We start from the raw sequence: 23,781 nt of genomic DNA on the forward strand, positions 1-23,781 counted from the left end.
GGTGTCATTTTTTAGCAGGATTTCTTCCGGTGGCCACCCGTTCAGGGAATTGCCACGGTGGGCTGAGAGAGATTAAGTGAGAGGGGCGCCTTGGTGGAGAAAAGCTGACGCGGTATTCCGCGCGTGAATGGCGCCCCGAGGGTGTGCGGGAATAACAAGCACACCATGCAACGCCAAACACGAATAATGGTCATGAAAACGGCAGGTCTGCTGGGCGCTAACGGTTTTTCAACCGTGAATTCGGTTTTCCCCTTCTTCAGGCTTATGAAGCGTAACCTTTTATCACTGAGTGCCATCATTGCACTGGCATTGAGCATGGCATTTCCGGCTTGGGCAGTGGTGCCCACGCCCGGGGAAACCACCGTGGACAACACCACTTTGGTGATTGCAGGCAACAGCCACGCCAGCCAGGACGTCACGGTTATCAATAACGGCCTGCTGAAAGGAAACGGCACGGTGGGCAATCTAAGTGTGAGCGCCACAGGCCGGGTTAATCCTGGCACCAGTCCCGGCACCATTAATGTTGTGGGAGATGCCACTTGGGGCCCGGCGGGCATTTACGAATGGGAAATTAACGACGCCACCGGTACGGTGGGAACTGACCCGGGTTGGGATTTGTTGCAGGTGGGAAATAACCTCAATATCACCGCCACACCTGCCAATCGTTTTACGGTCAAAATCATTACTTTGAATGGCGGCGTGGCTGGGCCGATGGCCAATTTCAATAAACTGCAGCCTTACGTCTGGAAAATTGCCTCAGCGGCGAATGTGAGCGGCTTTGCCCTGAATCGTTTCATTCTTGATACCTCTGGCGTGGTCAACGATTTTTCGGGCGGCGAGTTTGCTTTGGTGCAGTCGGGTCATGACATCCTGGTCTGCTATTTTCCTCAGCCAGTGATTACGGTTGGCCCTGGTGGGGATTACGCCACTATCCAGGCGGCGGTGAACGACGCCTCGCCGAACTCGGTCATTTTGGTTTACGCAGACACGTACCTCGAGAATGTGGCCATTAACAAGCCGCTCTCGTTGTTGGGGCCTAACTTCGGAAAGGCTGGCAACGATCCATCGCGTGGGCCGGAAGCGGTGATAAGGACCGTCCTCAATGATCCCGAGGATGCGGTGCTCTTCGCCATCCTCGCCTCCAACGTGGTAGTGTCCGGATTTTATTTTGACGGGGACAATCCGATGTTGACCGGCGGCTACACCGTGGGTACGGCGGACGTAAACGCTGCGGTGGGCATTCAAAACAGCACGAGCATTTTGAATCCTTTCACCCAGGTGGAACACATCACCATTGAAAACAACGTGTTTAAGAATTTTAGCTATGGCGGCATTTACCTTGAAGTGAACTACCTCTCCAATCGTTCGTGGAATTACATTCGCAACAACTATTTTGAGCAGCAATGGGAGGGTCTGCAACTTTACGCTTTGCATGCAGTAATTGACAGCAACGTAATGACCAACGTAGGCCGTGGTTTGAGCGTGCATGCCGTGGCCGCTGCGGCTTCTTCGGGCTTCAATCCGGCCATCAACAACAACATCATCACGCTCGGCGGAACCGATGTCTGGAACCCTGCGGCCACTCGTAATGCAGGCATTTGGATTAATTTCTTCCGCGGCAGTGCGCCGGTTTACGGGTTGACCAACAACCTCATTTCCGCGCCAGTTGCAGTGGCCAATCCTCTTTTTGGCTTCCTGGTTCAAACGGTGTTCGAGGGACGCACGGTCACCCTTGCCAACAACCAGGTGGATGGCCTTGGGAATATTGCCGTGGGAATGCACTTCCTCAACTGCGCCACCGATACCACCATTACCGTCAAGGACGGCGAGTTGAAAAACTTGCAAACCGCCGGCATTCGGGGAGTCACTTTTGACCCGGGCTCCCTTACCACCACTACCACCAACCCTGTGCAAGTGACGGTTTCCGGAACGCTAATTCGGAATGTTTCTACGGGAACCGGGGTTTTATTCAGCAATCCGACGTTGGATACCTCAAAAACGGCGTCTGTCACCCTGCAAAACAACGTGGTGATTACCAACGCAGCGGTGGGCATGGCGTTGCATGGTCAGGGAGCGACGCTCAGCCTGCCTGGCGCACTTCCCGCCCGTTTGGACAATACCGCCATTTATATTGAACTGCAAAGCAATGGCAGCACTGTGCCTGTGGGCACCATCGATGCGACGCAGGTGACTTTTGACGGGGTGTTGGGGAGTGGGGTGAGTGAGGCGCAGGGTTTTGCGGTGGAGGACAAGGTGGTGCACAAGTTGGACGACAGTGCGCGGGGTTTGGTGGTGTGGCGGACGGGGCATTATTATGTGACGCCGGCCAGTGGGAGCATTGTGCGGGCGGTGGGTCCGGCGGTGGGAGGGGATGTGGTGCATGTGGCTGGGGGGACGTATGGGGAGGCGGTGTACCTGAATGAGGCGTTGGCGTTGGTGGGGCCTGGGGTGGTGAGTGGGGCGACGGTGACGTATGATGGGGTGTCGGTGGTGTTGAGCAATAATTTCTTTGGGGGGAGCACGTTGGTGGTGACCAATGGGGCGGTGGTGAGCGGGGTGGGGACGGTGGGGGGCTTGGCGGTGCGGCGTGGGGGCGAGGTACGGCCCGGGGTGAGTCCTGGGGTAATAGTGGTGGCTGGGGATGCGGAGTGGGGAGCCGATGGGGTGTTTGAGTGGGAGATTGCCGATGCGACGGGGGTGGAGGGGGTGGATTGGGATTTATTGCAGGTGGGGAACAATTTGAGTGTGACGGCGACGGTGGCTGATCCGCTGGTGTTGAAGGTGGTGGGGACGCCGGTGAACTTCAATCCGGCTGTGGCGTACACGTGGCGGGTGGCGCAGGTGGGTGGGGGTTTGGTGGGGTTTGGTGGGGGGAAGGTGGCGTTGGATATGAGTGGTTTTGGGCATGCGTACAGTGGGACCTTTGTGGTGGTGTCGGTGGGGAACGATGTGGTGGTGAAGTATTTGCCGACGACGGGGGTGATTACGGTGGATGCGGGGGGTGGTGGGGATTATTTGACGATTCAGGCGGCGGTGGATGCGGCGTCGGCGGGGAACACGATTATTGTGTATCCTGGGGTGTATGTGGAGAACGTGACGAACATCAACAAGGCGAATTTGAAGTTGTTGGGGCCGAATGACGGGGTGGCGGGTTATGGGGTGCGTGGGCCGGAGGCGGAGGTGCGTTCGGCGGTGAACGATCCGGTGATGAGCGGGTTGTTTGAGGTGATGGCGAGCGGGGTGGAGGTGCGTGGGTTCAAGTTTGAGGGGGACAATCCGTTGTTGAGTGGTGGGGAGTTGGTGGGGAGTGCGGATGCGAACGTGGCGGCTGGGGTGTACAACAGTGTGAATGTGGATCATGTGGTGGTGCGGGACAATGTGTTTCGGAATTTGGCGATGGCGGGGGTGTATTGGTACATTGATGACGGGTCGAATCGTTCGTGGAACTATGTGGATCGGAACAAGTTTGAGCAGATGCGGGAGGGGGTGCAGGTGTATGGGATGCATGTGGGGGTGCGGAGCAATGTGATGGAGAATGTGGGGATGGGGGTGAGCGTGCATGGGGTGGCGGTGGGGTCGGATATGGGCTTTGTGTCGGAGGTGTCGAGCAATGTGGTGGCGTTGGGGGCGGAGGATGTGTGGTATGTGGGGAACACGCGGACGGTGGGTTTATGGGTGAACTATCGGCGTGGGGGGGCGCCGGAGCTGGTGGTGAGCAACAATGTGGTGCGGATGCCGGTGGGGGCGGTGGGGTGTTGCAGGGGTTGCAGGTGCAGACGGTGCTGGAGGGGCGGGTGGTGACGATGGTGAGCAACGTGGTGGAGGGGATGGGCCATGGGGATGTGGGTTTGTATGGGTTGAATGTGGCGTGGGGGACGGCGGTGGTGGTGCGAGGGGTGAGGTGAGTGGGGTGAGTGGGGCTGGGGTGCGGTTGGCGACGCATGATGGGGTGTGGGGGGATGGGGATGTGCGGGTGGTGGTGGAGGGTTTGGCGGTGCGGGATGTGGTGGGGGGTCGTGGGGTGGAGGTGTTGTCGTCGAATGTGGATCCGACGAAGTCGGCGGAGGTGGTGTTGCAGGGGGGAGTGGTGGTGAGCAATGCGGCGGTGGGGGTTTATGTGAGCGGGGTCGGCGCCCGCGTGAACTTTACAGGGGCAAGCCCATTGGCCTTGCAGAACACTGGAAGCTACATCGAGTTGCAAAGCAATGGATTTACGGTGCCGACTAACACCATCGATGCGACGCAGGTGCTATTTGACGGGGTATTGGGGAGTGGGGTGAGTGAGGCGCAGGGTTTTGTGGTGGAGGACAAGGTGGTGCACAAGTTGGACGACAGTGCGCGGGGTTTGGTGGTGTGGCGGACGGGGCATTATTATGTGACGCCGGCCAGTGGGAGCATTGTGCGGGCGGTGGGTCCGGCGGTGGGAGGGGATGTGGTGCATGTGGCTGGGGGGACGTATGGGGAGGCGGTGTACCTGAATGAGGCGTTGGCGTTGGTGGGGCCTGGGGTGGTGAGTGGGGCGACGGTGACGTATGATGGGGTGTCGGTGGTGTTGAGCAATAATTTCTTTGGGGGGAGCACGTTGGTGGTGACCAATGGGGCGGTGGTGAGCGGGGTGGGGACGGTGGGGGGCTTGGCGGTGCGGCGTGGGGGCGAGGTGCGGCCCGGGGTGAGTCCTGGGGTGATAGTGGTGGCTGGGGATGCGGAGTGGGGAGCTGATGGGGTGTATGAGTGGGAGATTGCCGATGCGACGGGGGTGGAGGGGGTGGATTGGGATTTGTTGCAGGTGGGGAACAATTTGAGTGTGACGGCGACGGTGGCTGATCCGCTGGTGTTGAAGGTGGTGGGGACGCCGGTGAACTTCAATCCGGCTGTGGCGTACACGTGGCGGGTGGCGCAGGTGGGTGGGGGTTTGGTGGGGTTTGGTGGGGGGAAGGTGGCGTTGGATATGAGTGGTTTTGGGCATGCGTACAGTGGGACCTTTGTGGTGGTGTCGGTGGGGAACGATGTGGTGGTGAAGTATTTGCCGACGACGGGGGTGATTACGGTGGATGCGGGGGGTGGTGGGGATTATTTGACGATTCAGGCGGCGGTGGATGCGGCGTCGGCGGGGAACACGATTATTGTGTATCCTGGGGTGTATGTGGAGAACGTGACGAACATCAACAAGGCGAATTTGAAGTTGTTGGGGCCGAATGACGGGGTGGCGGGTTATGGGGTGCGTGGGCCGGAGGCGGAGGTGCGTTCGGCGGTGAACGATCCGGTGATGAGCGGGTTGTTTGAGGTGATGGCGAGCGGGGTGGAGGTGCGTGGGTTCAAGTTTGAGGGGGACAATCCGTTGTTGAGTGGCGGGGAGTTGGTGGGGAGTGCGGATGCGAATGTGGCGGCTGGGGTGTACAACAGTGTGAATGTGGATCATGTGGTGGTGCGGGACAATGTGTTTCGGAATGTGGCGATGGCGGGGGTGTATTGGTACATTGATGACGGGTCGAATCGTTCGTGGAACTATGTGGATCGGAACAAGTTTGAGCAGATGCGGGAGGGGGTGCAGGTGTATGGGATGCATGTGGGGGTGCGGAGCAATGTGATGGAGAATGTGGGGATGGGGGTGAGCGTGCATGGGGTGGCGGTGGGGTCGGATATGGGCTTTGTGTCGGAGGTGTCGAGCAATGTGGTGGCATTGGGGGCGGAGGATGTGTGGTATGTGGGGAACACGCGGACGGTGGGTTTATGGGTGAACTATCGGCGTGGGGGGGGGCGCCGGAGCTGGTGGTGAGCAACAATGTGGTGCGGATGCCGGTGGGGGCGGTGGGGGTGTTGCAGGGGTTGCAGGTGCAGACGGTGCTGGAGGGGCGGGTGGTGACGATGGTGAGCAACGTGGTGGAGGGGATGGGCCATGGGGATGTGGGTTTGTATGGGTTGAATGTGGCGTGGGGGACGGCGGTGGTGGTGCGAGGGGGTGAGGTGAGTGGGGTGAGTGGGGCTGGGGTGCGGTTGGCGACGCATGATGGGTTGTGGGGGGATGGGGATGTGCGGGTGGTGGTGGAGGGTTTGGCGGTGCGGGATGTGGTGGGGGGCCGTGGGGTGGAGGTGTTGTCGTCGAATGTGGATCCGACGAAGTCGGCGGAGGTGGTGTTGCAGGGGGGAGTGGTGGTGAGCAATGCGGCGGTGGGGGTTTATGTGAGCGGGGCCGGGGCGGAGGTGGATTTTGCGGGGTTGAGTGCGGCGCATTTGCAGGATGTGGGCAGTTACATTGAACTGGCCAGCAACGGATTTACCGTGCCAACCAATGATGTCTTGGCGGTGGAGGTGCTGTTTGATGGGGTCAAAGGGGATGCCATGACAGCTACCCAACTGTTCGCCACGGAAGATAAAATCCTTCACAAGGTGGATGATGTGAATCGTGGGCTGGTGGTATGGAAGGATTTGCACACCTTTGTGACGCCGGCCGTGGGTGACATTCAAAACGGCGTGGACGCCGCGCCTTCGGAGCAGAACCTCAATATCGCGGGAGGCACTTATAGCGGGAATGTCAGCATCACGGACATACTGAACGTTTCCATTGCTACCACCGGTGCCACGGCTCAAGTGGTCCAGAATGGCGATTTTGAACTTAACTCGTTTGCCTCATGGGTCATTGAAATTAATGGAACCACGCCAGGCACAGACTTTGATCAACTGGTGGTAAACGGCGCTGTAGATTTGAACAGTGCCGATTTAGATGCCACTGTGACGGTGTCCATTCCGCCGGCTACGGAGCTGATTATCATAGATAATGATGGTGTGGACGCCGTAACGGGAACTTTCGCTGGTCTGCCGAACAACGCCCTCATAACGATTGATGGTCAGGATTTCATCGTGCGTTACAATGCGGGTGATGGCAATGATGTGGCGTTGCGGCGGGCGGTTCCCAATGTGGCTCCCACTTTAACCAATAAAGTTGTCGTCCTGAATCCGCAGCCGGAGGACAGCCCGCTGCCTGTGGGCGCAGTGGGCACACCGATAACCACGCTGGTGAGCCTTGTGGGTTCTGGCGGGATTGAGAACGTCATTGACCCTGATGTGGGGGCGGTCACTGGCATTGCGGTCATAGGCGCGGACACCACTTATGGCTCTTGGTATTACACCATTGATGGTGGTGCCACGTGGAGTCCTTTGGGGGCGGTAAGCGGTACGTCAGCCCGGTTGCTGGCTGCCAATGCTTCCACGCGCGTTTACTTTGTTGGCAATCCGGATTGGAATGGAACATTGCCAACAGCGCTAACCTTCCGTGCGTGGGATCAGACCTCTGGTGTCAACGGTCAGGGAGGGGTGGATACCTCATACAACGGTCTGGACTCGGCTTTCTCCACGGATACGGATACCGCGGCTTTGACGGTGTGGGAAGTCAACGATGCGCCAGTGCCGGCAACCGATACTGCCGGGCCGGTTTTGGAAGACACGCCTTTGATATTCCCGGCCGGGCCCTTGACCGGCAATGACGCGGCCGGCCCACCGACGGCCTTGGCTCATGATGAGTCAGGCCAGACCTTGACGGTAGTGGGGGTATTGCCCACCACCTTATACGGCGGCACAGCGTCCTACTTCAGCGGCAACATCACTTACACGCCGCCGCCAAACTTCAACGGTAATGACATTCTTTACTATCAGGTGCAGGACAATGGCACCAGCAATGGCTCGCCGGATCCGCAGACGGCGGTTGGGATGGTGACCATCACGGTGACCCCTGACCCGGTGGATGACTTGCGTCCTTACTTCTTCTACGCGGCGACCAACTTCCCGGCGGGCCTTGGGCCTCACAGCATTGCGGTGGCCGACTATGACGGGGACTTTATCCTGGATTTGGCCGTGGCCAATTACAAGAGCAACACCGTCTCCATTCTTCAGGGCAATGGGGCAGGACATTTTACCCTGTTGAGTGTGGCGAATGTCGGAACGAATCCTGCCGCGGTGGTGACGGCTGATTTCAATAATGATACGCTGCCCGACTTGGCAGTGGCCAATGACACCTCCAATAGTGTGACCATCTTGAGAAACCTCGGTGGGGCCAATTTCACGGCGACACATTATGCGGTTGGCTCCAACGCCTTCCATTTGGCGGCGGGGTTGTTCAACGGCGATGTATCACCGGACTTGGCGGTGGTGAGCTACTTGGAAAACAAAGTGCAAATTTTGACAAACTATGGAGACGGCACATTTGCTGCGCCGGTGGATTATGCCGTGCAGAGCGGGCCGGTGTTCGTGGCGGCCGGCCTGCTGAATGGGGACACTTATGTGGATTTGGCAGTGGTGAATTATCTAAGCAATTCGGTAAGCATATTGACCGGCAACGGCATGGGGGCATTTACGTTGGCCACGAACATAACTGTAGGGGCCAATCCAACCGCCCTGGCTTTGGCGGACATTGATAATGATGGTGACCTGGACTTGGTGGTTGCGAACGAGGGCGATGATACGATTCGCACGCTCTTTAATAACGGCACAGGCAATTTCCTGACGGGCGCTAACTACCTGGTGGGTGACCAACCGGCTGCCGTGCTGGTTGAGGATTTGAATACGGACGGCAAACGTGATGTGGTGGTGGCCAATGCTGGCAGTGACTCTGTATGGGTGTTGGTGGGCAACGGATTGGGCGCTTTTACCAATTACTACGTAGAGGCCGCCACAGCCTTTGGAGTTGGTGACGAGCCCGTGGCATTGGCGCTGGGACTGTTCAATAATGACATTGATGTGGACATCGCAGTAGCCAACTTCAGCAGTGATAATGTCAGCATACTCCTCAACTCCACCCGGTTGAAGGGCTTTAACCAGTCGGTGGTGGTGCCAGAGGATCATCCGGGATTCCCCATTACATTAACTGGCTGGGGCAATCCCATTTCCTTTGTCATCGTGGTTCCACCTTCCAACGGCACCGTTGGCGGCGGGCCGCTGCCCAACCTGACTTATACGCCATTCCCGGCGTATAGTGGGCCGGATCAAATTGGGTTTGTGGTGACCGATGGTTATGGGCACACCTCCACGGTGGCCTACGTCAACATCACGGTGTCAGATGTGAATGACCCGCCGACGTTTGACATCACCACCAACCTGATTGTGGTGGCGGAGGATTCGCCGCTGCTGACGTTCTATGGGTTTGCATACAATATCTCCGTGGGGCCGCCCAATGAAGCAGGGCAGATTTATCGCTTCATCACCAGCAACAATAATAACGGTCTGTTCATCAGTCAGCCCACCGTTCGTTCCAGCGGCAATTTAGACTTCCGTCCGGCGCCCAATGCGCACGGCACAGCCTTGGTCACGGTTTGGATGCAGGATAATGGAGGCACCAACAATGGCGGCTGGGACATTTCAGCCCCCAAACTCTTCACGATCCAGGTGACCAATGTGAACGATGCGCCGGTGGTATTCCCGGCGTCGGTGGTCAGCCAACGCGTGCCGGAGGATACCATTGCGGTCTTCACGCTGGGGCTGTTTGATTTGGAATCCCCGGCGAATACCTTGACGTTGACTGTTACTTCCACCAATCATGCGCTGTTGCCGCCGGTGCCGCCGCATGTGACCTACACCTTTGACCATACGGGCACCAACATGCTCATTTCCTGCCTGCCGGTCACCAATATTCACGGCAAGACGGTCTTGACGCTCACCGTTACTGATGGAACCAACTCGACCTCGCGGACCACCACCTTGCAGGTGGATCCGGTAAACGATCCTCCGAGCTTCAGCATCATCAGCAACGTGATCAACTGGACGGGCACGGCGGGGACGTTCACGAGCACCAACTTTATTACCTCCTGGAGCGTGGGGCCGCCGAATGAAAGCACGCAGACGCCGTACTGGTGGATTGTGAATACGAACACGGCCCTGTTCACTTCCCAGCCGTTCATCAACAACACCACCAAGGCCTTCAGCTTTAAGCCCAAGACTGGCGTAACTGGCAGCGTGACGCTTGACCTTTACATGAGGGATAACGGCGGTGGCGCCGTGACCAATTACCAGTATGGCCCGCTGCAATTGATTATCAACATCACGCCATAAAAGGCGCCCGCAGTTTTTCAGCAGCGCCACGGGTGAGGTTTCGCCCGTGGCGTTTTTATTGGATGACAAACCGGGAAAATTTGCGGGAAACAATGCGCTCGACGCCATCCCCGCTCTTGCGTTGAAACAAAAGCCCGGCGCCAAGACGTTCCGCCAATTCCAATCCACGACGCGGCCCTAAAACACTAATGGCGGTGGCGAGGGCATCGGCGGTGATGCCCTTCCGGGCAATGACCGTCACCTGGCTTTGGTCGGTCAGACCAAGGCCGGTAAAAGGGTTGACGATATGGGAATAGCGGCGGCCTTCCAGCACGACAGCTTGAAAAGCATCGCCGGAAGTGGCCACCGATTGGCGCTGGAGCAGCAAGCGCGTGGGGCGCTCGTCCGCCGGGGCATCAGGGTGGCGCCCAATTTCCACCCGCCACCCCTTTTGCTCTGGTGGAGCATCTGCTGTGGAGGTGTCGCCGCTGGCGGCCACCAAGGCACGGTTGATGCCGTAACGGTGAAAAACCTTGAGGGCTTCATCGGCGGCATAGCCCTTGGCCAGACCACCAAGGTCGAGTTTCATCCTGGGAACCATGAGAGTTGCGGAGCGATTATTGGGGTTCAGCAACAATTTCGCATAGCCCACCGCTCTGCGCGCCTCCGCGAGTTTTTCCGGCTCAGGAAGCCGGTGAATCCGGCGTGCCCGCCGCCACAAGCTGATGTAGGGTCCCGCGGTGATATCAAAAGCGCCCTCGCTCAGGCGGGACATTCGTTGTGCTTCCCACAAGACAGTCCACAACTCTGGACTGACTTTGACGGCGCGGCCGGTGCCAGCAGTGCGGTTAAGCTGGCTTAATTCGCTGTCTTCCTCGTAATCACTTAGCAGCGAGTTGAGGCGGGCGACGCGAGCCATTGCGGCGAGTGCTGCTTCTTCGGCGAGGGTCTGGTCTTTGGCGTAACAGATCAGGCGGAAAGGGACGCCCATTTGCGGTTTTTCCAATTCATAACGCTGCAACGCCGCGGGCCTGGGGCGGGTGGCGCAGGCTCCGAAGAGCAGGGGAATCCCAGTAAGAAAGGCGGCACTCTGACCAAGAAAACGGCGGCGTGGCAGTGGGAGCATCGAGTTCATGCAACTTCCAACAAAGGCTGAATTTCCTGAGGGGTGGCCGTGCCCGTGACGCCCAATTTATGGATGACCACAGAGGCCGCCGCAGCCGCAATTTCCATCGCTTCGGCCAGAGTGGCGCCGGCAGCCAGGGCGCATAACAGATTGGCGGTGACGGCATCGCCAGCACCCACAATGTCAATGGGGCCGCGTACCGGCAGGGCCGGTTGATGATGAAAACTGCCCTCCGGCGACGCACCCAACATGCCTTGTTCGGCCAGAGTTACAAAGACCGGACGACCGGTTTCCCGGGCAAAAGCTGCCGCCATTGGCAGGCAATCAGTCAGGTCGGTATTTTCGGGCGCCCCGATTAGTGCCAGAAATTCCCGCCGATTCATTTTGAAGATGACGGGGGGATAGCCACGCAGCCCCCGGCGGCTGTCTGCAATGATGGGCAAGGCTGGTCTTGCTCGCTGCAATTCTGCCACGGCTCGCAGCACCTCCGGGGTAACCACGCCGGTATCGGCCATGTCCGTTTGTTCCAAGACCACGAGCCCATCTACACTCTGACCCACGTGCAGGACGGCATCGGCTAGTTTTTTTCTCAGCTCGAAAGGAGTGGCCGACCAGTTCTTACTGTCCAGCCGGTTCAATTCCCGGGGAGGTTGTCCTGGTTCGACGACCAGTGGCTTGCAATAAGTAAAGGTGCGGCGGCTGGCGGTTTCGATGAGAAAATCCAATTGAACTCCAACCCGCCGGGCCAGTGCACGGCGTAATTCAAATCCCTCGCCGTCCACTCCATAAAAACCAATGGGATAAACCGTGGCCCCCAGGGCGCAGAGATTATTTAGAATAGTCCCCGCTCCGCCAGGTTCGGCGCGTACATTGACGACATTGTGAACGGGCAGACCCGTTTCCAGCGAAAACTCCTGGAGACGTGGGTCAATTTCGAGGTAGCGGTCCAGACAAAAATCTCCCACCACGGCGAAGCGGAGCTGCCGGTAGCGGACGGCCAGGGATTGAAAACGATCAATATTCACAGGTGGTCCAGCCCCATACTAGGACGGCCACGAGCCCTTGCCAAGCGGGATACAAATGGGGCGGACAAACGAAGTGCCACACGCCCCCGAATCATTCTTCGGCGCCTCCTTCGTGACTGAGAGTCCAAAGAAGGTTGTGCAGGAAAAGAATGTTATCGCACTGCACGTACTGCATGGCGCCGCCCATGCGGGAGAAACTCTTCATGAAGCGCAGGTAATAAGCCGGGTGGTCCTTGGGCGGCTCGCCCAGCGACCAATCCCACCCGCCGTTGTCCTGCAAGTCCACCACGAAAATGCGGTGGTCCTGGATGATGGGCAGCCCCTCTTGCAGCCGGAAATTGTTCACGCAACTCAGGCTTTTTTCAAAGACCTGCGGCGCCATGACGGAAGAACCAATGCTGATGACTACACCGCCCGTCAAATCAGCCACGGAACCGGAAAAGAGTTGGAAATCCAACTGGGCTGCCCGGCCAATGGCAGCGCCGTTAAACATGGGGTGGTTGGTGATAATATCGTAGCCGATGCCAGGATGAACGGTTGCGGGAATACCGAGCCGCCGAGCTTGTCCGAAAATCGAGTTGTGCTTCCAAGGATGGCGAATGGCGTGGGGGCCATCATGTAAGCGATGTTGCAGCATGGCCTGAAGCAACTCAGCCCGGGCAGGGGTGGCGGGATGTTCTGGCTGACGAGTAATAAGGGCGGCCAGCTCCGATGCCGGCGGCAATACCACACCGTCTTCTTGGATTAATCGCCCCACCGAAGCCCCAAAGCCCAAGCCGTCCAAGCCTCCTGATAGCAGGGCCAGATGGATGAAACGCCCCGTTTCCTGCCAGGCGCCGAAGCAGCCCGCAGCCACGTTGGCGGCCACGTTTTCAGTGGAGTAACCATGACTGGCAAACTCCCAATCATGAATCACGGCAGCGCCGTTGGTGGCGACGTGTGAGATCCAATTCTGGTACATCAGGGAATTGACCAGCAAGGCACCGCCATTTTTAACCAAATGGGCGCCGCACATCAAAATTACGGCGGCCCGGCGCTGGCGGGCGGCGAAAATGCTTTGGGCGCACTGTTCCACGGCTTTGCGCACTTCGGGGGTGCAAGGCGGCGGTGGGGCGTCGGGGTTGACCAGAATGTCGCTGAGACGGGCCAGACTGTTGCGCAGATGCAGCGGATAGACCCGTAATTTGTGCCAGTCTAACTTTTTAGGCGCCATAACTTTGGCTTAAAATTAACCTTTGCCAAATAAGATTTCCAGCAACAAATCAGGCTCCCGATAATCCGGGATGACGATATCCGCTCCCACTCCCAACAGTCGTTGCCGCTTCCACTCGTCCACCCGGCCGGAGCCATTGTGTGCTTCATCGCTGGCTACCGCCACCGCCAGACCGCCCACTTCGTGGGTGTTTTGAATTTCCACGTAACCATCTCCGAAGGCGAGCAGGTGGCGGCCGGGAATACGGTTTTCCGTTAAGATTCGGTCAATGACCATTTTTTTGGAAAAGTTCTGGTAATTATCCAGCGCTCCATAGATCCGCCCTTCAAAGTATTGGTCAATGCGAAGGAGCCGCGCCTCGCGCCAGACGAAAGGTTCGTCAGTGCCGCTGGCGAGATAAAGTTTCAGCCCGCGCGCCCGCAAACGCTCCAGGAATGGGCGCGCTCCATGGACGAGCCAGTCATCCGGTTGAAAACGGCCAGAAACCAGGCCTTCGATGCGGTGGTGAATACGTTGTTCCAGGCGGCGCAGGTATTCGTGTTTGTACCAGAGCGGCTCCTGCGGTTGGCCGCCGCGTTCGCGCACCCGTTCGGCGAACTGAATCATCTGGTAGATGGTTTGTTTGCCGTTAAGTCGCATGATGTCATCCAGCAGCATTTGGCGGAGCGCCGCTTCGGATTCTTCGGGCCTTTTGGGGAGCAATTCCATGAACATCGGCAACATGACCTCAGGCCAGCCTTCGCGGATGAGGGATAACGTGCCATCGAAATCGAAAAGCACATGCCAAAGCTCAGGCCGCGCAACGAAGCCTTCCCGCAATTCAATATGCGGGGCCGGGCCGGGCCGTGTGGGAGGCAGTGGATTCACGCAGTCTGGAAGGAAACGATGACGTAATTTTTCTTGCCTTTGCGCAGCAGCAAATATTGGCCAAAAAGTAAATCAGACGAGGTCAGGGTGCGCTGCACTTCGGCCACCCGCACGTTGTTGACATAAATGCCGCCGCTCTCGATGTCTTTGCGGGCCTGACCTTTGGAGGGACTCAGACCAGCGGCAACCACGGCTTCCACCAGCGGCCAGCCCGTGCCCCCCAGGACGCTTGGCTGTGCCAGCCGGGTGGGAGCTTCACCAAGAATTTCCTGAAAGGTGGCTGCGGAAATGCCCTCAAGGTCCCCTCCGAAGAGCACCTCACTGGCGCGCACGGCTTCACGTGCGGCCGTGGAGCCATGCACCATCTCGGTCATGGCCCAGGCGAGCGCTCGATGAGCTTCCCGCGCGCCGGGATTGGCCTGGTGCTTCTGCTCAAGCGCTTCAATCTCCTCGCGCTTGAGGAAGGTGAAGTACTTGAGGTAGCGGATGACGTCCCGGTCGTCAGTGCGAATCCAGAACTGATAAAAGCGATAGACACTGGTTTTTTGCGGGTCCAAATAAACTGCTCCGCTCAAGGACTTGCCGAATTTGGAGCCGTCCGCATTGGTAATGAGGGGAAGCGTGAGGCCGTAAAGGGTGACGCCGAGTTTTTTCCGGGCTAAATCAATGCCGGCGGTGATATTACCCCACTGATCAGAGCCGCCAATTTGCAATTCGCACTGGAGTTCTTTGCGCAGATGATAGAAATCATAAGCTTGGAGCAGCATGTAGCTGAACTCGGTGTAACTAATGCCCGTATCCCGGTCTTCCATGCGTGCCCGCACACTTTCCTTGGCGATCATGGCGTTGACCGAGAAATGCTTGCCGACGTCCCGGAGAAAATCCAGATAGGTGATGGGAGCCATCCAGTCGGCGTTGTCCACCAGCTTTGCGGGGTTGGTGGCACAGTTAAAATCGAGGAGCCGCTTGAGCTGTTCTTTGATGCAGGCAATGTTGTGGGCGATGGTTTCGCGGGACAGCAATTGGCGCTCCTGGGTCTTGCCGCTGGGGTCGCCAATGCAACCCGTAGCACCGCCCGCCAGGGCAATGGGATGATGGCCGGCCAATTGGAAACGCCGCAAGGCCAGAAGCGGCACCAGGTTGCCCACGTGCAGGCTGTCGGCGGTGGGATCGAAACCGCAGTACAGCGTTATGGGGCCTTGCGCGGTGCGCTCGGCAAGTCCCGCCAGGTCCGTGCAGTCCGCCATTAATCCGCGCCACTGCAAATCATCCAGAATATTCATGGGGCCGGATTGTGTGGATAAAAAGCCTGTGGCTGCAATCGAAAAGCAGCGTTGGGGAACAGGCCAGTTTCAGGGGGAAAAGTTATCTTAGAGGTACGACCACCAGTCGTAATTGCATGCCTCTCTATTGGGAAAATATGCGACCATCGCGAAGCAAAGCATGCACCCGTCTGGAATTACACCGCCCCCCGTGCCCTGGCTCAGGAGGCAGAATTGCCATGTGAGGCATTCAGGGCGCGGCAAACGTGGTTGGCCAACTCGCGTACAGAATATGGTTTGGGAATAAACTCGGAGATGCCCAAACCGCACAGTTCACGGGTAAGTTTTTCCTCGCCATAGCCGGTGCACACCAGGATGGGCAGGGTGGGGTGCATGGATTTCAGGGCCTGAACCAACGCCAGCCCGTCCATTTTCGGCATGATCAAATCCGTAATGACCAGGTGCACTGGAGACTGAAGTTCACGAAAGAGGTCCAGCGCCTCGGTTCCATCTTGCGCGGTCAAGACGCGGTACCCCAGGCGCGTCAGAAAGGTGGAGGCCAGCTCGCGCACATTAGCCTCATCATCCACGAAGACAACCAGCTCCCCCTTGCCCGGGGGGGGCAGAGGCGGGGGCACAGGCAGGGGGGCATCTGACTGCTGGGCTGCCGGGAGGTAAACATCAAAGCGCGAGCCTTTGCCAACTTCGCTGTGCACGTGGATGAAACCTTGATGGTTGCGCACGATGCCCAGGACGGTGGAAAGCCCCAACCCTGTGCCTTTGCCCGGCTCCTTGGTGGTAAAAAATGGATCAAATATATGGCCGATAATTTCCGGGGGAATTCCCGTGCCGGTGTCTTCCACGGTCCAGCGGACGTAATGGCCTGCCCGGGCTTCTGGATGCGACGCAGCCTGTTCCCGGGTCAAATCCACATTGGCCGCGGAGAGCGAAAGCTGTCCTCCGTGCGGCATGGCATCGCGGGCGTTGACGCACAGGTTGATCAGCACTTGATGCAACTGGGTCGGATTGCCATTCACCAGATGCAAATCGCGCGGAGTGTTCACGCGGGTGACGATGGTCTTGGGAAAGGTTTCCCGCAGAATATTTTCCACTTCTTTGAACAAGTGGCGCGTTTGCACGGCGAGCTTTTCCCCTTGGATGCCGCGGGTGAAAGTCAGGATTTGGTTGACAATGCCGGCGCCCCGCCGGGCGCTGGCCTCCATGATTTCCAGCAGGCTGCGGCTTTCTCCCTCGGGCACGGTATCTTTCAATATGCTGGTGCCCATGAGGATGGGGGAAAGAATGTTATTCAAGTCGTGGGCGATGCCACTGGCCAGTTGCCCTACGCCATCCAGCCGTTGCGCTCGCAGGAATTGCGCTTCAAGCTGTTTTTTGTCGGTAATGTCTGCATCAATCACCAGAATGGCCTTGGGCTGGCCGGCGGCATCGCGCACCAGAGACCAGCGGCTGGCCACGATGACCTCCCGCCGGTCTTTGGTCAGGTGTCGCAATTCCCCCTGCCATTGGCCATGGCGCCAAAGTTCTTCCAGGCGCTGGTGAAATTCATCGGAATGTGAAGCAAACAATTCACTGGCAGAGCGGCCTACGGCTTCCTGGGCGTTCCATCCGTAAATGCGCTCGGCGCCTTTATTCCAAAATTGGATGCGTCCCTGCAAATCACGCACCAGAATAGCCTCCTGCGCGAGGTCCAGCAACTCAGCCTGGGCGCGAATACGCTCTTCGGCGCGCTTTTGGTCGGTCACATCCCATTGCAAACCTTGAATGCCAATCACCTCGCCGTGGGCATCACAAACCGGCGTTTTAATGCAGTGAAAAACCCGGCGCTGTCCATCGGCGCAGGTGGTTTCTTCGGTTGCTTCGATGGTGGTCTGGCGAGTCATTACCACGCGGTCTTCGGCGGTCTTGCGGCCGGCTTCCGCGGGAGGGAAAAGGTCGGCATCCGTTTTCCCCACAACTTCCTCCAAGGAACGCCCCAGGTCGTGGCAGAAACGCTGGTTGGCGAAGGTGAACCGCCCCTGCACATCTTTGCGGTACAGGTGCACGGGCAGGTGATCCACCAGGCTGTGATAAAGCGCGACAAAATTGCGGTGGCTTTCCTCGGCCGTTTTGCGCGCAGTGACATCCAGATGGCTGATGACCACGTAAACCTGGCCTTCGCTGGAAAAGCCGCGGGCGCTCATCCACAGCCAGCAGGCAGTGCTTACGCCCTGCCAGTGCAATTCAATGCGTCCTTCCGTAATGGGATTGTCGAAAACGGCGGCGATTTGCCGCTGCCACAGGCTTGCCGCTGGGCCGGTCGCTTTGCGCAAATACGCAAAGTAATCCTCCGTGTCGCCATTCACTTGGGGAGTCCAGCCCAATTTATTAAGCAACAGGTGCCAGGTGCGATTGGCACGCAGGATTCGGCCGCTGGAGTTGATGATGATTACGGCGGAGTCCAAGACCTCCATGGCGTCCTGGCACAACTGGTGGGCAGAGGGAGCCGTATTCACACTGGAAAGGGACAAGGTAAAGGTGGCGCTCATACAAGGCGTGGGGGTGACCGGTCGGCATCTGCACCGGCGGATTGCCATTGTTGTAGCAAATGGATTACGGTGTTTTTCAGGTCAAATGGTTTCTGTAAACAAACCACTTGAGGGAACCGCTTAAGCTGCTGGCGTTCCACAGGCGTCCAATCTCCGCTGACCAGCACGCCAAAAAGTGACGGTGATAAGGCCAGGGCTTGCTCCATGAGTTGAAGACCAGTCATGCCGCCCAGGTGCTGGTCGGCATAGAGCACATCGAACCGCTCTGACTGCAACCAGTTCAAGGCCTCTTTGGCCGAGGTGACAGTGCGTGTTTGACAACCCACGGCCTCAAAAACCAATCGGGTGGACTCCCGCAGAAAATCATTATCCTCCACAATTAAAACCCGGCACGAGGCCGATTTTTTAATGGGCGCCGCGTTGTCAGCAAGGGGCCGGGCAGGGGCAGGCAGCCGTTGTAAGGGCAGGTATATATGAAAAGCAGTGCCTTGTTGGGGAACACTTTCAACTTCGATGAATCCACCCGCTTGATTAACAATATTTTGCACGATGGCCAGTCCCAATCCTGTGCCCTTGCCGTCTTTTTTAGTGGTGTAAAATGGCTCAAAAATATGCGGCAAATGCTCCGGAGCGATGCCGCTGCCGGTATCCCGAACGGTGCAGCGCAGCCATTCCTGGGCACTGCTGGCCGCGACACGCTCCTGCTGGAGAGTGCTCAAGGTTACCGGTGTATTACTCAGACTAAGCACGCCGCCCTGAGGCATGGCATCCTGCGCGTTGACACACAGGTTGAGGAGTAATTGGTGGGCACGCGAACGTTCCAATCGCACCGGCAAGGGGACGGCTGCAGGCTGCAGGCGGCATTCGACGTGGCGTCCGCTGGAACGGTGGAACAGGAGCGCAGCCTCTTGGAGCACGGCGTTAAAGTCCACAACCGTCTCCTGGTTGTCGGTGGGGCGGCTGAAAGATAATAATTGCTGTAAAAGACCGGTGGCCTGGGTGATGGCTTCTTCCATGCGCGCCAGCGCGGCGCGAGCGTCCTCGCCTGCTTGTTGCCGTACAATATCCACCTCGTTGCCGATCACCTGCAGCAGATTATTGAAATCGTGAGCCACACCAGCGGCCAAAGCGCCAATCACTTCCACTTTTTGCGCTTGGGCCAGTTGTTCTTGAAGCTGATGCAAACTGGTCTGGTCGGTGACCAGGTATAACACCCCCTCGATCTGATCATTCATCAGCCACGGACTGAGGCGCACATGCCAATGACGTCCCTGGGGGCCGGCCCAGCGATATTCGCGGCAAACGCCGCTTTGCAATACTTCCTGAAAACTGCGGCGCAGTTCCGACTGGCGCAAGGGGTCTGGCACAAAATCCAACAATATATCTCCCACCCGCGGCGGGCGATCCCAGCGCAACCCTCCATGTTCGGCGGGCAGGCGTTTCCAACCCTCATTAAAGTGCAACAGCCGGAATTGGCGGTCCGTGGCGTATAAGGCCGCGTCGAGGCTGTTGACGATGCTGCGGACAAAAGCGGATTCGCGCTGCAACTCCTGTTGCACCCGGCGCATTTGGGTAATATCCCGCTCGAAACTGACACAACCCAGAAATCCCCCTTTGCGATCGAAAATGGGGGCCATGCTGACGGCGGCAAGATAGGTGCTGCCATCATTGCGAACATTCACAAATTCGCCCTGCCATTCCTTGCCGGCACGCACCTTTTCCCGGCAGGCTTTCCATTGTTCCTCCTGACCTGCGGCGCGCAGGAAGTCGGCGGGCCGCCCCAGTGCTTCTTCAATGCTGTAACCCGTATCCCGCAGAAAAGAAGGATTCACGAAAACCAGGCGGAACTCCACATCCGTCAAAAAGACCACATCCGGGGTGGCGTCCATGGCAGTGACCAGGCGTTGCACGTGGCTTTCCATGCGCCAGCGGCGGGTGGCATCGCGGATGGTGACGAGGGAAAAACCCTGTCCCAAGGGGGTGATTTGCAGGTCGGCCAGCAGACTGATCTGGCCTTCCACCATCAAGGCCACGGCCGGCAAGGTGACCTGGCTGCCGACATGTTGTTGCAATAACGCCGCCACGCGCGCGGCGGCGGTGGAGGTCAACATCTGGTAAAGGTTGGGCAGCGCGTCCTCCCGCCCGCTCAGGCCCAGCAACCGAATGGCTGCACGGTTGGCCTCCTTGATGGAACCATCACTGGCATAGACCAGTTGCGCATCTTCCGATTCATTAAACAGACACCGCCACCAGCGCTCGTAGGGCAGCGACGGATCAGCGCGACTTATGGACGGAGTGGTTTTCATGAACTTCAACAATACACCAGCAGCGTTTGGTGAATGGGGCTGACGCGGTGATGGTTTTTGAGTTTGTCAATGGCCAGCTCCGTCAGCCGCTGGCCTTCAGGAATCAGCAGCAGCCCGTTGGCGGTGTAGATGCCCCGCGCCACCACCATGCCGGGACGCAGTTCCGAAAGCAGCACCTCCCGCTCTTTGCGCGGTACGGTGGCCTTGGGCAGGCTGCGTAAAAACACCCGCACCGCCTCCGGGTCATATTGGGTGCCGCTGCCACGTTTTATGGCGTCCACGGCTTCCAAATCGCCATGGATGCATTCAGCAAAACCCACGGCCACCGCCAGCAGCCGCGCCAGCCAAGGAATGGCTTCCCCCACCTGCCCGTCGGGGTAACCCTGTCCATCATAACGCTCATGATGCGCGCGGATAAGCAGGCCCACATCCTGCAGGCTGTGCACAAAGCTGGCCAGCTCCTGTCCCAATACCGGATGCTGATGAATCAAGGCGCGTTCTTCCGGCGTCAGGCTCTCTGGCGTTTCCTGCCAGCGCTTGATGATACGCCGCGGCACACCTACCAGGCCGATGTCATGCAACCAGGCCGCCACTTCCAGGGATTGTTTCTGTTCAGGCGGCAGTTGCAGATTGGCCGCCATGGCAGTGCAAATTTGATAGGCGCGGCGCGCCTGGCTGCCCAGAGCCGGATAAAACGTCTGCATGGTGTGGAGGCACAGCTCAATCATGCGCTGCAGGTTCTGTTCCAGAGCGCGGTTTTGTTCCTCCACCAGCTTTACTTTTTCATTGAGCGACTGGTTTAACTGCCGCAACTGCTCGTTCATGGCCAGCGTGGTGGCCTGCAGGACGGCGTTGCGACAAATCAGTTCGTAGCGTTGAACGGCATTTTTGACGGTGGCCAGCAGCTCCTCGCGCAACCAGGGTTTGACGATGAACCGGTAGATTTCACCCTTGTTGATGGCGTCAATGACGGTGTTCAAGTCCAGGACCGCCGTAATCAAAATGCGGGTGGCATCGGGCTGGATTTTTTTGACTTCAGCCAGCATCTCCAGGCCGGTCAGACCCGGCATCTGCTGGTCTGTGATAATCACGGAAAAACTGGTGGTCTTGAGAATATCCAATGCCATCACAGCATTGTTGGCGGTGACCACTTCGTAGCCCTCGCGCCGCAATGTTTCCTGCAGGGCGACCAGGACGATTTCCTCATCATCCACCACCAGTAACCGGTGGAGGAGTGGTTCCGGCGGGCGAGGCAGATTGTCATTCATACGCGGCCCTCCGTTACAGGGTTGAGCAGGCGCTGCAGCCGTTGCAACACGCTGGCAGCCCGCAAATCTTCCGTAATGACCAAGTCGGCCCGGTTCAGAAAAGCCGTGTCCATTTCGTCCAAATTCCTGCCCGCCACCTGGAGAATGGTTCTTTGATGCGGGCGGTTGGCTCTCATCCAGTTTAACAACTCGCCCACCCAGCTTGATTCCTGGCCGCAAATCAGAAATACCCCGGCAAAACGGGCGACGATGGAAGTGAGCATTTCACGCGCCTGCTCGGCCGAAGCCGCCGTGACCACCGAATACCCATTCTGCCGCAACAATTCGGCAGCAGCCTGGGCTTGTGCTGGCAAATCGCCCACCACGAGCAGGCGCAAGGGGGCGATTTGAGCCTTTTGGCGCTCGGCCTCGGTAAAATCGGCCTCTGGCAGCCACAGGCAAAAAGTGGCGCCGGCGCCTTCCACTGATTCCACGGAGATGGCTCCATGATGGCGTTCCACAAACAGCCGGGCATTGTACAGGCCAAGGCCGGAGCCTTTATTGGCTGATTTGGTGGAGAAAAAAGGGTCAAAGATTAATGGCAACACCGATGGCTTGATGCCGCAGCCAGTATCGCCCACGCTCAGGCAAACACAAGGGCCTTGCGGAATGGTGCCCACCATCACCCGCTGCGTTGGCATGGTGGCGTGGCGGCTGGTTTCCAATGTCAGCGTGCCCCCTTGCGGCATGGCCTCCGCAGCGTTCAAAGCCAGATTCACCACAACCTGGCGAAACTCCACCGGATCCACGTAAAGCGGCAACTGTCCTTCCGCCCAGCGGGACTTTACCGTGATTCGGCGAGACACCACTTTGGCCAGCAGGTCCTGCAAATCGGCCATCAAGGCGTTCAAGTCTTCATAACTGCGTTCTCCAATCTTGCCGTGTTGCAGGCGCATGATGCGCTGCACCAGGTGGGTGGCCTGGCGCGTGCTGTTTTGAATGAGTTTGACGTATTCCCGGCAGGGATGGTGGTTTTCCTCCAATTGTACGCCGAGCGTTTCGGTCAGGGAGTGAATGCCGGCCATCAAATTGCTGAAATCGTGCGCCAACCCCATCATCAGCACGCTCAAGGCTTCCTTCCAGGAAACCGTCGTCAGCCGGTTTTCAGCGATGGTTTGGCGGGTGATGTCCATCCAGACCCCCTCATAGCCGAGCACCATTCCCTGGTCGGTCAGCACCGGCTGACGGTGTTCCAACACATAAAAAACCCGGCCGCTTTGTTGATGGCGCAGGCGGAAAGTGGTGGTCACCGGCTGCCGGCTGGACGCGGCGTGGCGAATTTGCTGGCGCAGTTCTTCGACATCCGCCTCGTGGATGACCTGCCAGAATCGGGTGGCTTGAACGCCCCATTCGGCCAGGGGGACCCCTGTCATCACTTCAATTTGCGGACTGACAAAGGAAAAGCTGAAGTCGGCGCGCTGGCTGAAAATGATGCCCGGCCAATGATGCATCAATTGATACAGCCGCGCCTCGGCGCGCGCCATGCGGATGAACATCTGGCGGCGTGACTCCTCGGAGCGAAGCTGTTCGTCCCAGGCGCCTTCGGCCAGCTCGTTCAAAGGGGGCAAGGTGGAGCTGAGATGGACAAAGCAGGTTTGCTCATGTCGGGCAGATTTCCAGATAATCCAGTGGGAGGGATGTGTGCTTTTAAGGCAAAGCAAAAACTGGTCAAAGGGTGCCTTGCGTTCCTCCCATTCCCGCAGGGGGGCCTCCCATTCTGGAAACAATTGGCACAAGACAAGGCGTAGAGAATGGCCTCGCAGCTCCTCTTCGCGCAGGCCCAACCAGTTGGCCAGCGCATGGTTGGCGGACAAAATGATGCCTTCCTGGTTGACCACAGCCATGCCCTGTTCCAGCCAACCCAGAGGCAAATCCAGTCCCGCTTGCCGCGGCAATATGTTCAAGTCTTTGGTGTCCGCATTCATCGAAAGCCTTCCCGACTTTTCGACGGCGACCTTCCCACCGACCGGCCCGGCGCTTTTTCTCCCGTATTTTTCACGCCTGGCAACTACACGTCGCCACTGTCCTATCGGCGGTTTTGCCGGCCGTCTTAAGTCTTTTTTTACTCACGCATTTTGCCCTAATCGTTGCGCGTCGGCAAATGGTTAGTCG

The 23,781-nt window shown here is 58.2% G+C and carries 13 protein-coding genes; 4 read left to right on the forward strand and 9 right to left on the reverse strand.

Annotated elements, in window-relative coordinates; all coding sequences use genetic code 11:
* The first annotated feature begins 264 nt into the window (after positions 1–264).
* The 4 genes from NXS98_RS04280 to NXS98_RS04295 are packed head-to-tail and all read left to right on the forward strand — an operon-like array spanning position 265 to position 10,038.
* A complete protein-coding gene (locus NXS98_RS04280) occupies positions 265–3,801 on the forward strand; it encodes a right-handed parallel beta-helix repeat-containing protein (protein WP_283847237.1) in 3,537 nt (1,178 codons plus the stop codon).
* Positions 3,771–3,905, forward strand: a complete 135-nt coding sequence (locus tag NXS98_RS04285; protein ID WP_283847238.1) for a hypothetical protein — start codon at positions 3,771–3,773, stop codon at positions 3,903–3,905. Before NXS98_RS04280 ends, NXS98_RS04285 begins: the two co-directional genes overlap by 31 nt.
* 5 nt (positions 3,906–3,910) lie before the next feature.
* Positions 3,911–5,776 (forward strand): right-handed parallel beta-helix repeat-containing protein, encoded by a 1,866-nt coding sequence (locus tag NXS98_RS04290; protein ID WP_283847239.1) that lies wholly within the window; start codon positions 3,911–3,913, stop codon positions 5,774–5,776.
* Entirely contained in the window at positions 5,731–10,038 is a 4,308-nt protein-coding gene (locus tag NXS98_RS04295; RefSeq protein ID WP_283847240.1) for a beta strand repeat-containing protein, read from the forward strand. The genes NXS98_RS04290 and NXS98_RS04295 overlap by 46 nt, the downstream gene beginning before the upstream one ends.
* A 55-nt stretch (positions 10,039–10,093) precedes the next feature.
* On the opposite strand, the gene NXS98_RS04300 is transcribed toward NXS98_RS04295, so the two are convergent.
* From NXS98_RS04300 to NXS98_RS04340, 9 genes are all read right to left on the reverse strand, one after another.
* A complete protein-coding gene (locus NXS98_RS04300) occupies positions 10,094–11,152 on the reverse strand; it encodes an FAD:protein FMN transferase (protein WP_283847241.1) in 1,059 nt (352 codons plus the stop codon).
* Positions 11,149–12,168 (reverse strand): bifunctional heptose 7-phosphate kinase/heptose 1-phosphate adenyltransferase, encoded by a 1,020-nt coding sequence (locus NXS98_RS04305; protein ID WP_283847242.1) that lies wholly within the window; start codon positions 12,166–12,168, stop codon positions 11,149–11,151. The genes NXS98_RS04300 and NXS98_RS04305 overlap by 4 nt, the downstream gene beginning before the upstream one ends.
* Positions 12,169–12,259: 91 nt before the next feature.
* Positions 12,260–13,381, reverse strand: a complete 1,122-nt coding sequence (locus NXS98_RS04310) for a GSU2086 family protein (protein ID WP_283847243.1) — start codon at positions 13,379–13,381, stop codon at positions 12,260–12,262.
* Positions 13,382–13,396: 15 nt separating this feature from the next.
* Positions 13,397–14,248: an HAD family hydrolase gene (locus NXS98_RS04315; protein WP_343214131.1), complete on the reverse strand. Its 852-nt coding sequence runs from the start codon at positions 14,246–14,248 to the stop codon at positions 13,397–13,399.
* Positions 14,245–15,531 carry a tyrosine--tRNA ligase gene (gene tyrS / locus NXS98_RS04320; RefSeq protein WP_283847244.1) on the reverse strand — a complete coding sequence of 429 codons (1,287 nt, stop codon included), beginning with the start codon at positions 15,529–15,531 and terminating at the stop codon, positions 14,245–14,247. Before tyrS ends, NXS98_RS04315 begins: the two co-directional genes overlap by 4 nt.
* Before the next feature lie 200 nt (positions 15,532–15,731).
* Positions 15,732–18,056, reverse strand: coding sequence for a PAS domain-containing hybrid sensor histidine kinase/response regulator (locus NXS98_RS04325; RefSeq protein WP_283847245.1), 2,325 nt, complete (start codon positions 18,054–18,056; stop codon positions 15,732–15,734).
* Positions 18,053–20,362: a hybrid sensor histidine kinase/response regulator gene (locus tag NXS98_RS04330; protein WP_283847246.1), complete on the reverse strand. Its 2,310-nt coding sequence runs from the start codon at positions 20,360–20,362 to the stop codon at positions 18,053–18,055. The genes NXS98_RS04325 and NXS98_RS04330 overlap by 4 nt, the downstream gene beginning before the upstream one ends.
* A 5-nt stretch (positions 20,363–20,367) precedes the next feature.
* Positions 20,368–21,630, reverse strand: a complete 1,263-nt coding sequence (locus NXS98_RS04335; protein ID WP_283847247.1) for an HD domain-containing phosphohydrolase — start codon at positions 21,628–21,630, stop codon at positions 20,368–20,370.
* Positions 21,627–23,594, reverse strand: a complete 1,968-nt coding sequence (locus NXS98_RS04340) for a hybrid sensor histidine kinase/response regulator (protein ID WP_283847248.1) — start codon at positions 23,592–23,594, stop codon at positions 21,627–21,629. The genes NXS98_RS04335 and NXS98_RS04340 overlap by 4 nt, the downstream gene beginning before the upstream one ends.
* Positions 23,595–23,781 lie beyond the last annotated feature (187 nt).

The sequence above is a fragment of the Fontisphaera persica genome (genome assembly GCF_024832785.1).
Taxonomy (GTDB): Bacteria; Verrucomicrobiota; Verrucomicrobiia; order Limisphaerales; family Fontisphaeraceae; genus Fontisphaera; species Fontisphaera persica.

Bases quoted from the DNA above. Each gene is read 5' to 3' on its own strand.
- NXS98_RS04310 (WP_283847243.1), bottom strand. From the start codon at position 13,381: ATGGCGCCTAAAAAGTTAGACTGGCACAAATTACGGGTCTATCCGCTG.
- NXS98_RS04340 (WP_283847248.1), bottom strand. From the start codon at position 23,594: ATGAATGCGGACACCAAAGACTTGAACATATTGCCGCGGCAAGCGGGA.
- NXS98_RS04280 (WP_283847237.1), top strand. From the start codon at position 265: ATGAAGCGTAACCTTTTATCACTGAGTGCCATCATTGCACTGGCATTG.
- NXS98_RS04335 (WP_283847247.1), bottom strand. From the start codon at position 21,630: ATGAATGACAATCTGCCTCGCCCGCCGGAACCACTCCTCCACCGGTTA.
- NXS98_RS04330 (WP_283847246.1), bottom strand. From the start codon at position 20,362: ATGAAAACCACTCCGTCCATAAGTCGCGCTGATCCGTCGCTGCCCTAC.
- NXS98_RS04295 (WP_283847240.1), top strand. From the start codon at position 5,731: ATGGGTGAACTATCGGCGTGGGGGGGGGCGCCGGAGCTGGTGGTGAGC.
- tyrS (WP_283847244.1), bottom strand. From the start codon at position 15,531: ATGAATATTCTGGATGATTTGCAGTGGCGCGGATTAATGGCGGACTGC.
- NXS98_RS04300 (WP_283847241.1), bottom strand. From the start codon at position 11,152: ATGAACTCGATGCTCCCACTGCCACGCCGCCGTTTTCTTGGTCAGAGT.
- NXS98_RS04325 (WP_283847245.1), bottom strand. From the start codon at position 18,056: ATGAGCGCCACCTTTACCTTGTCCCTTTCCAGTGTGAATACGGCTCCC.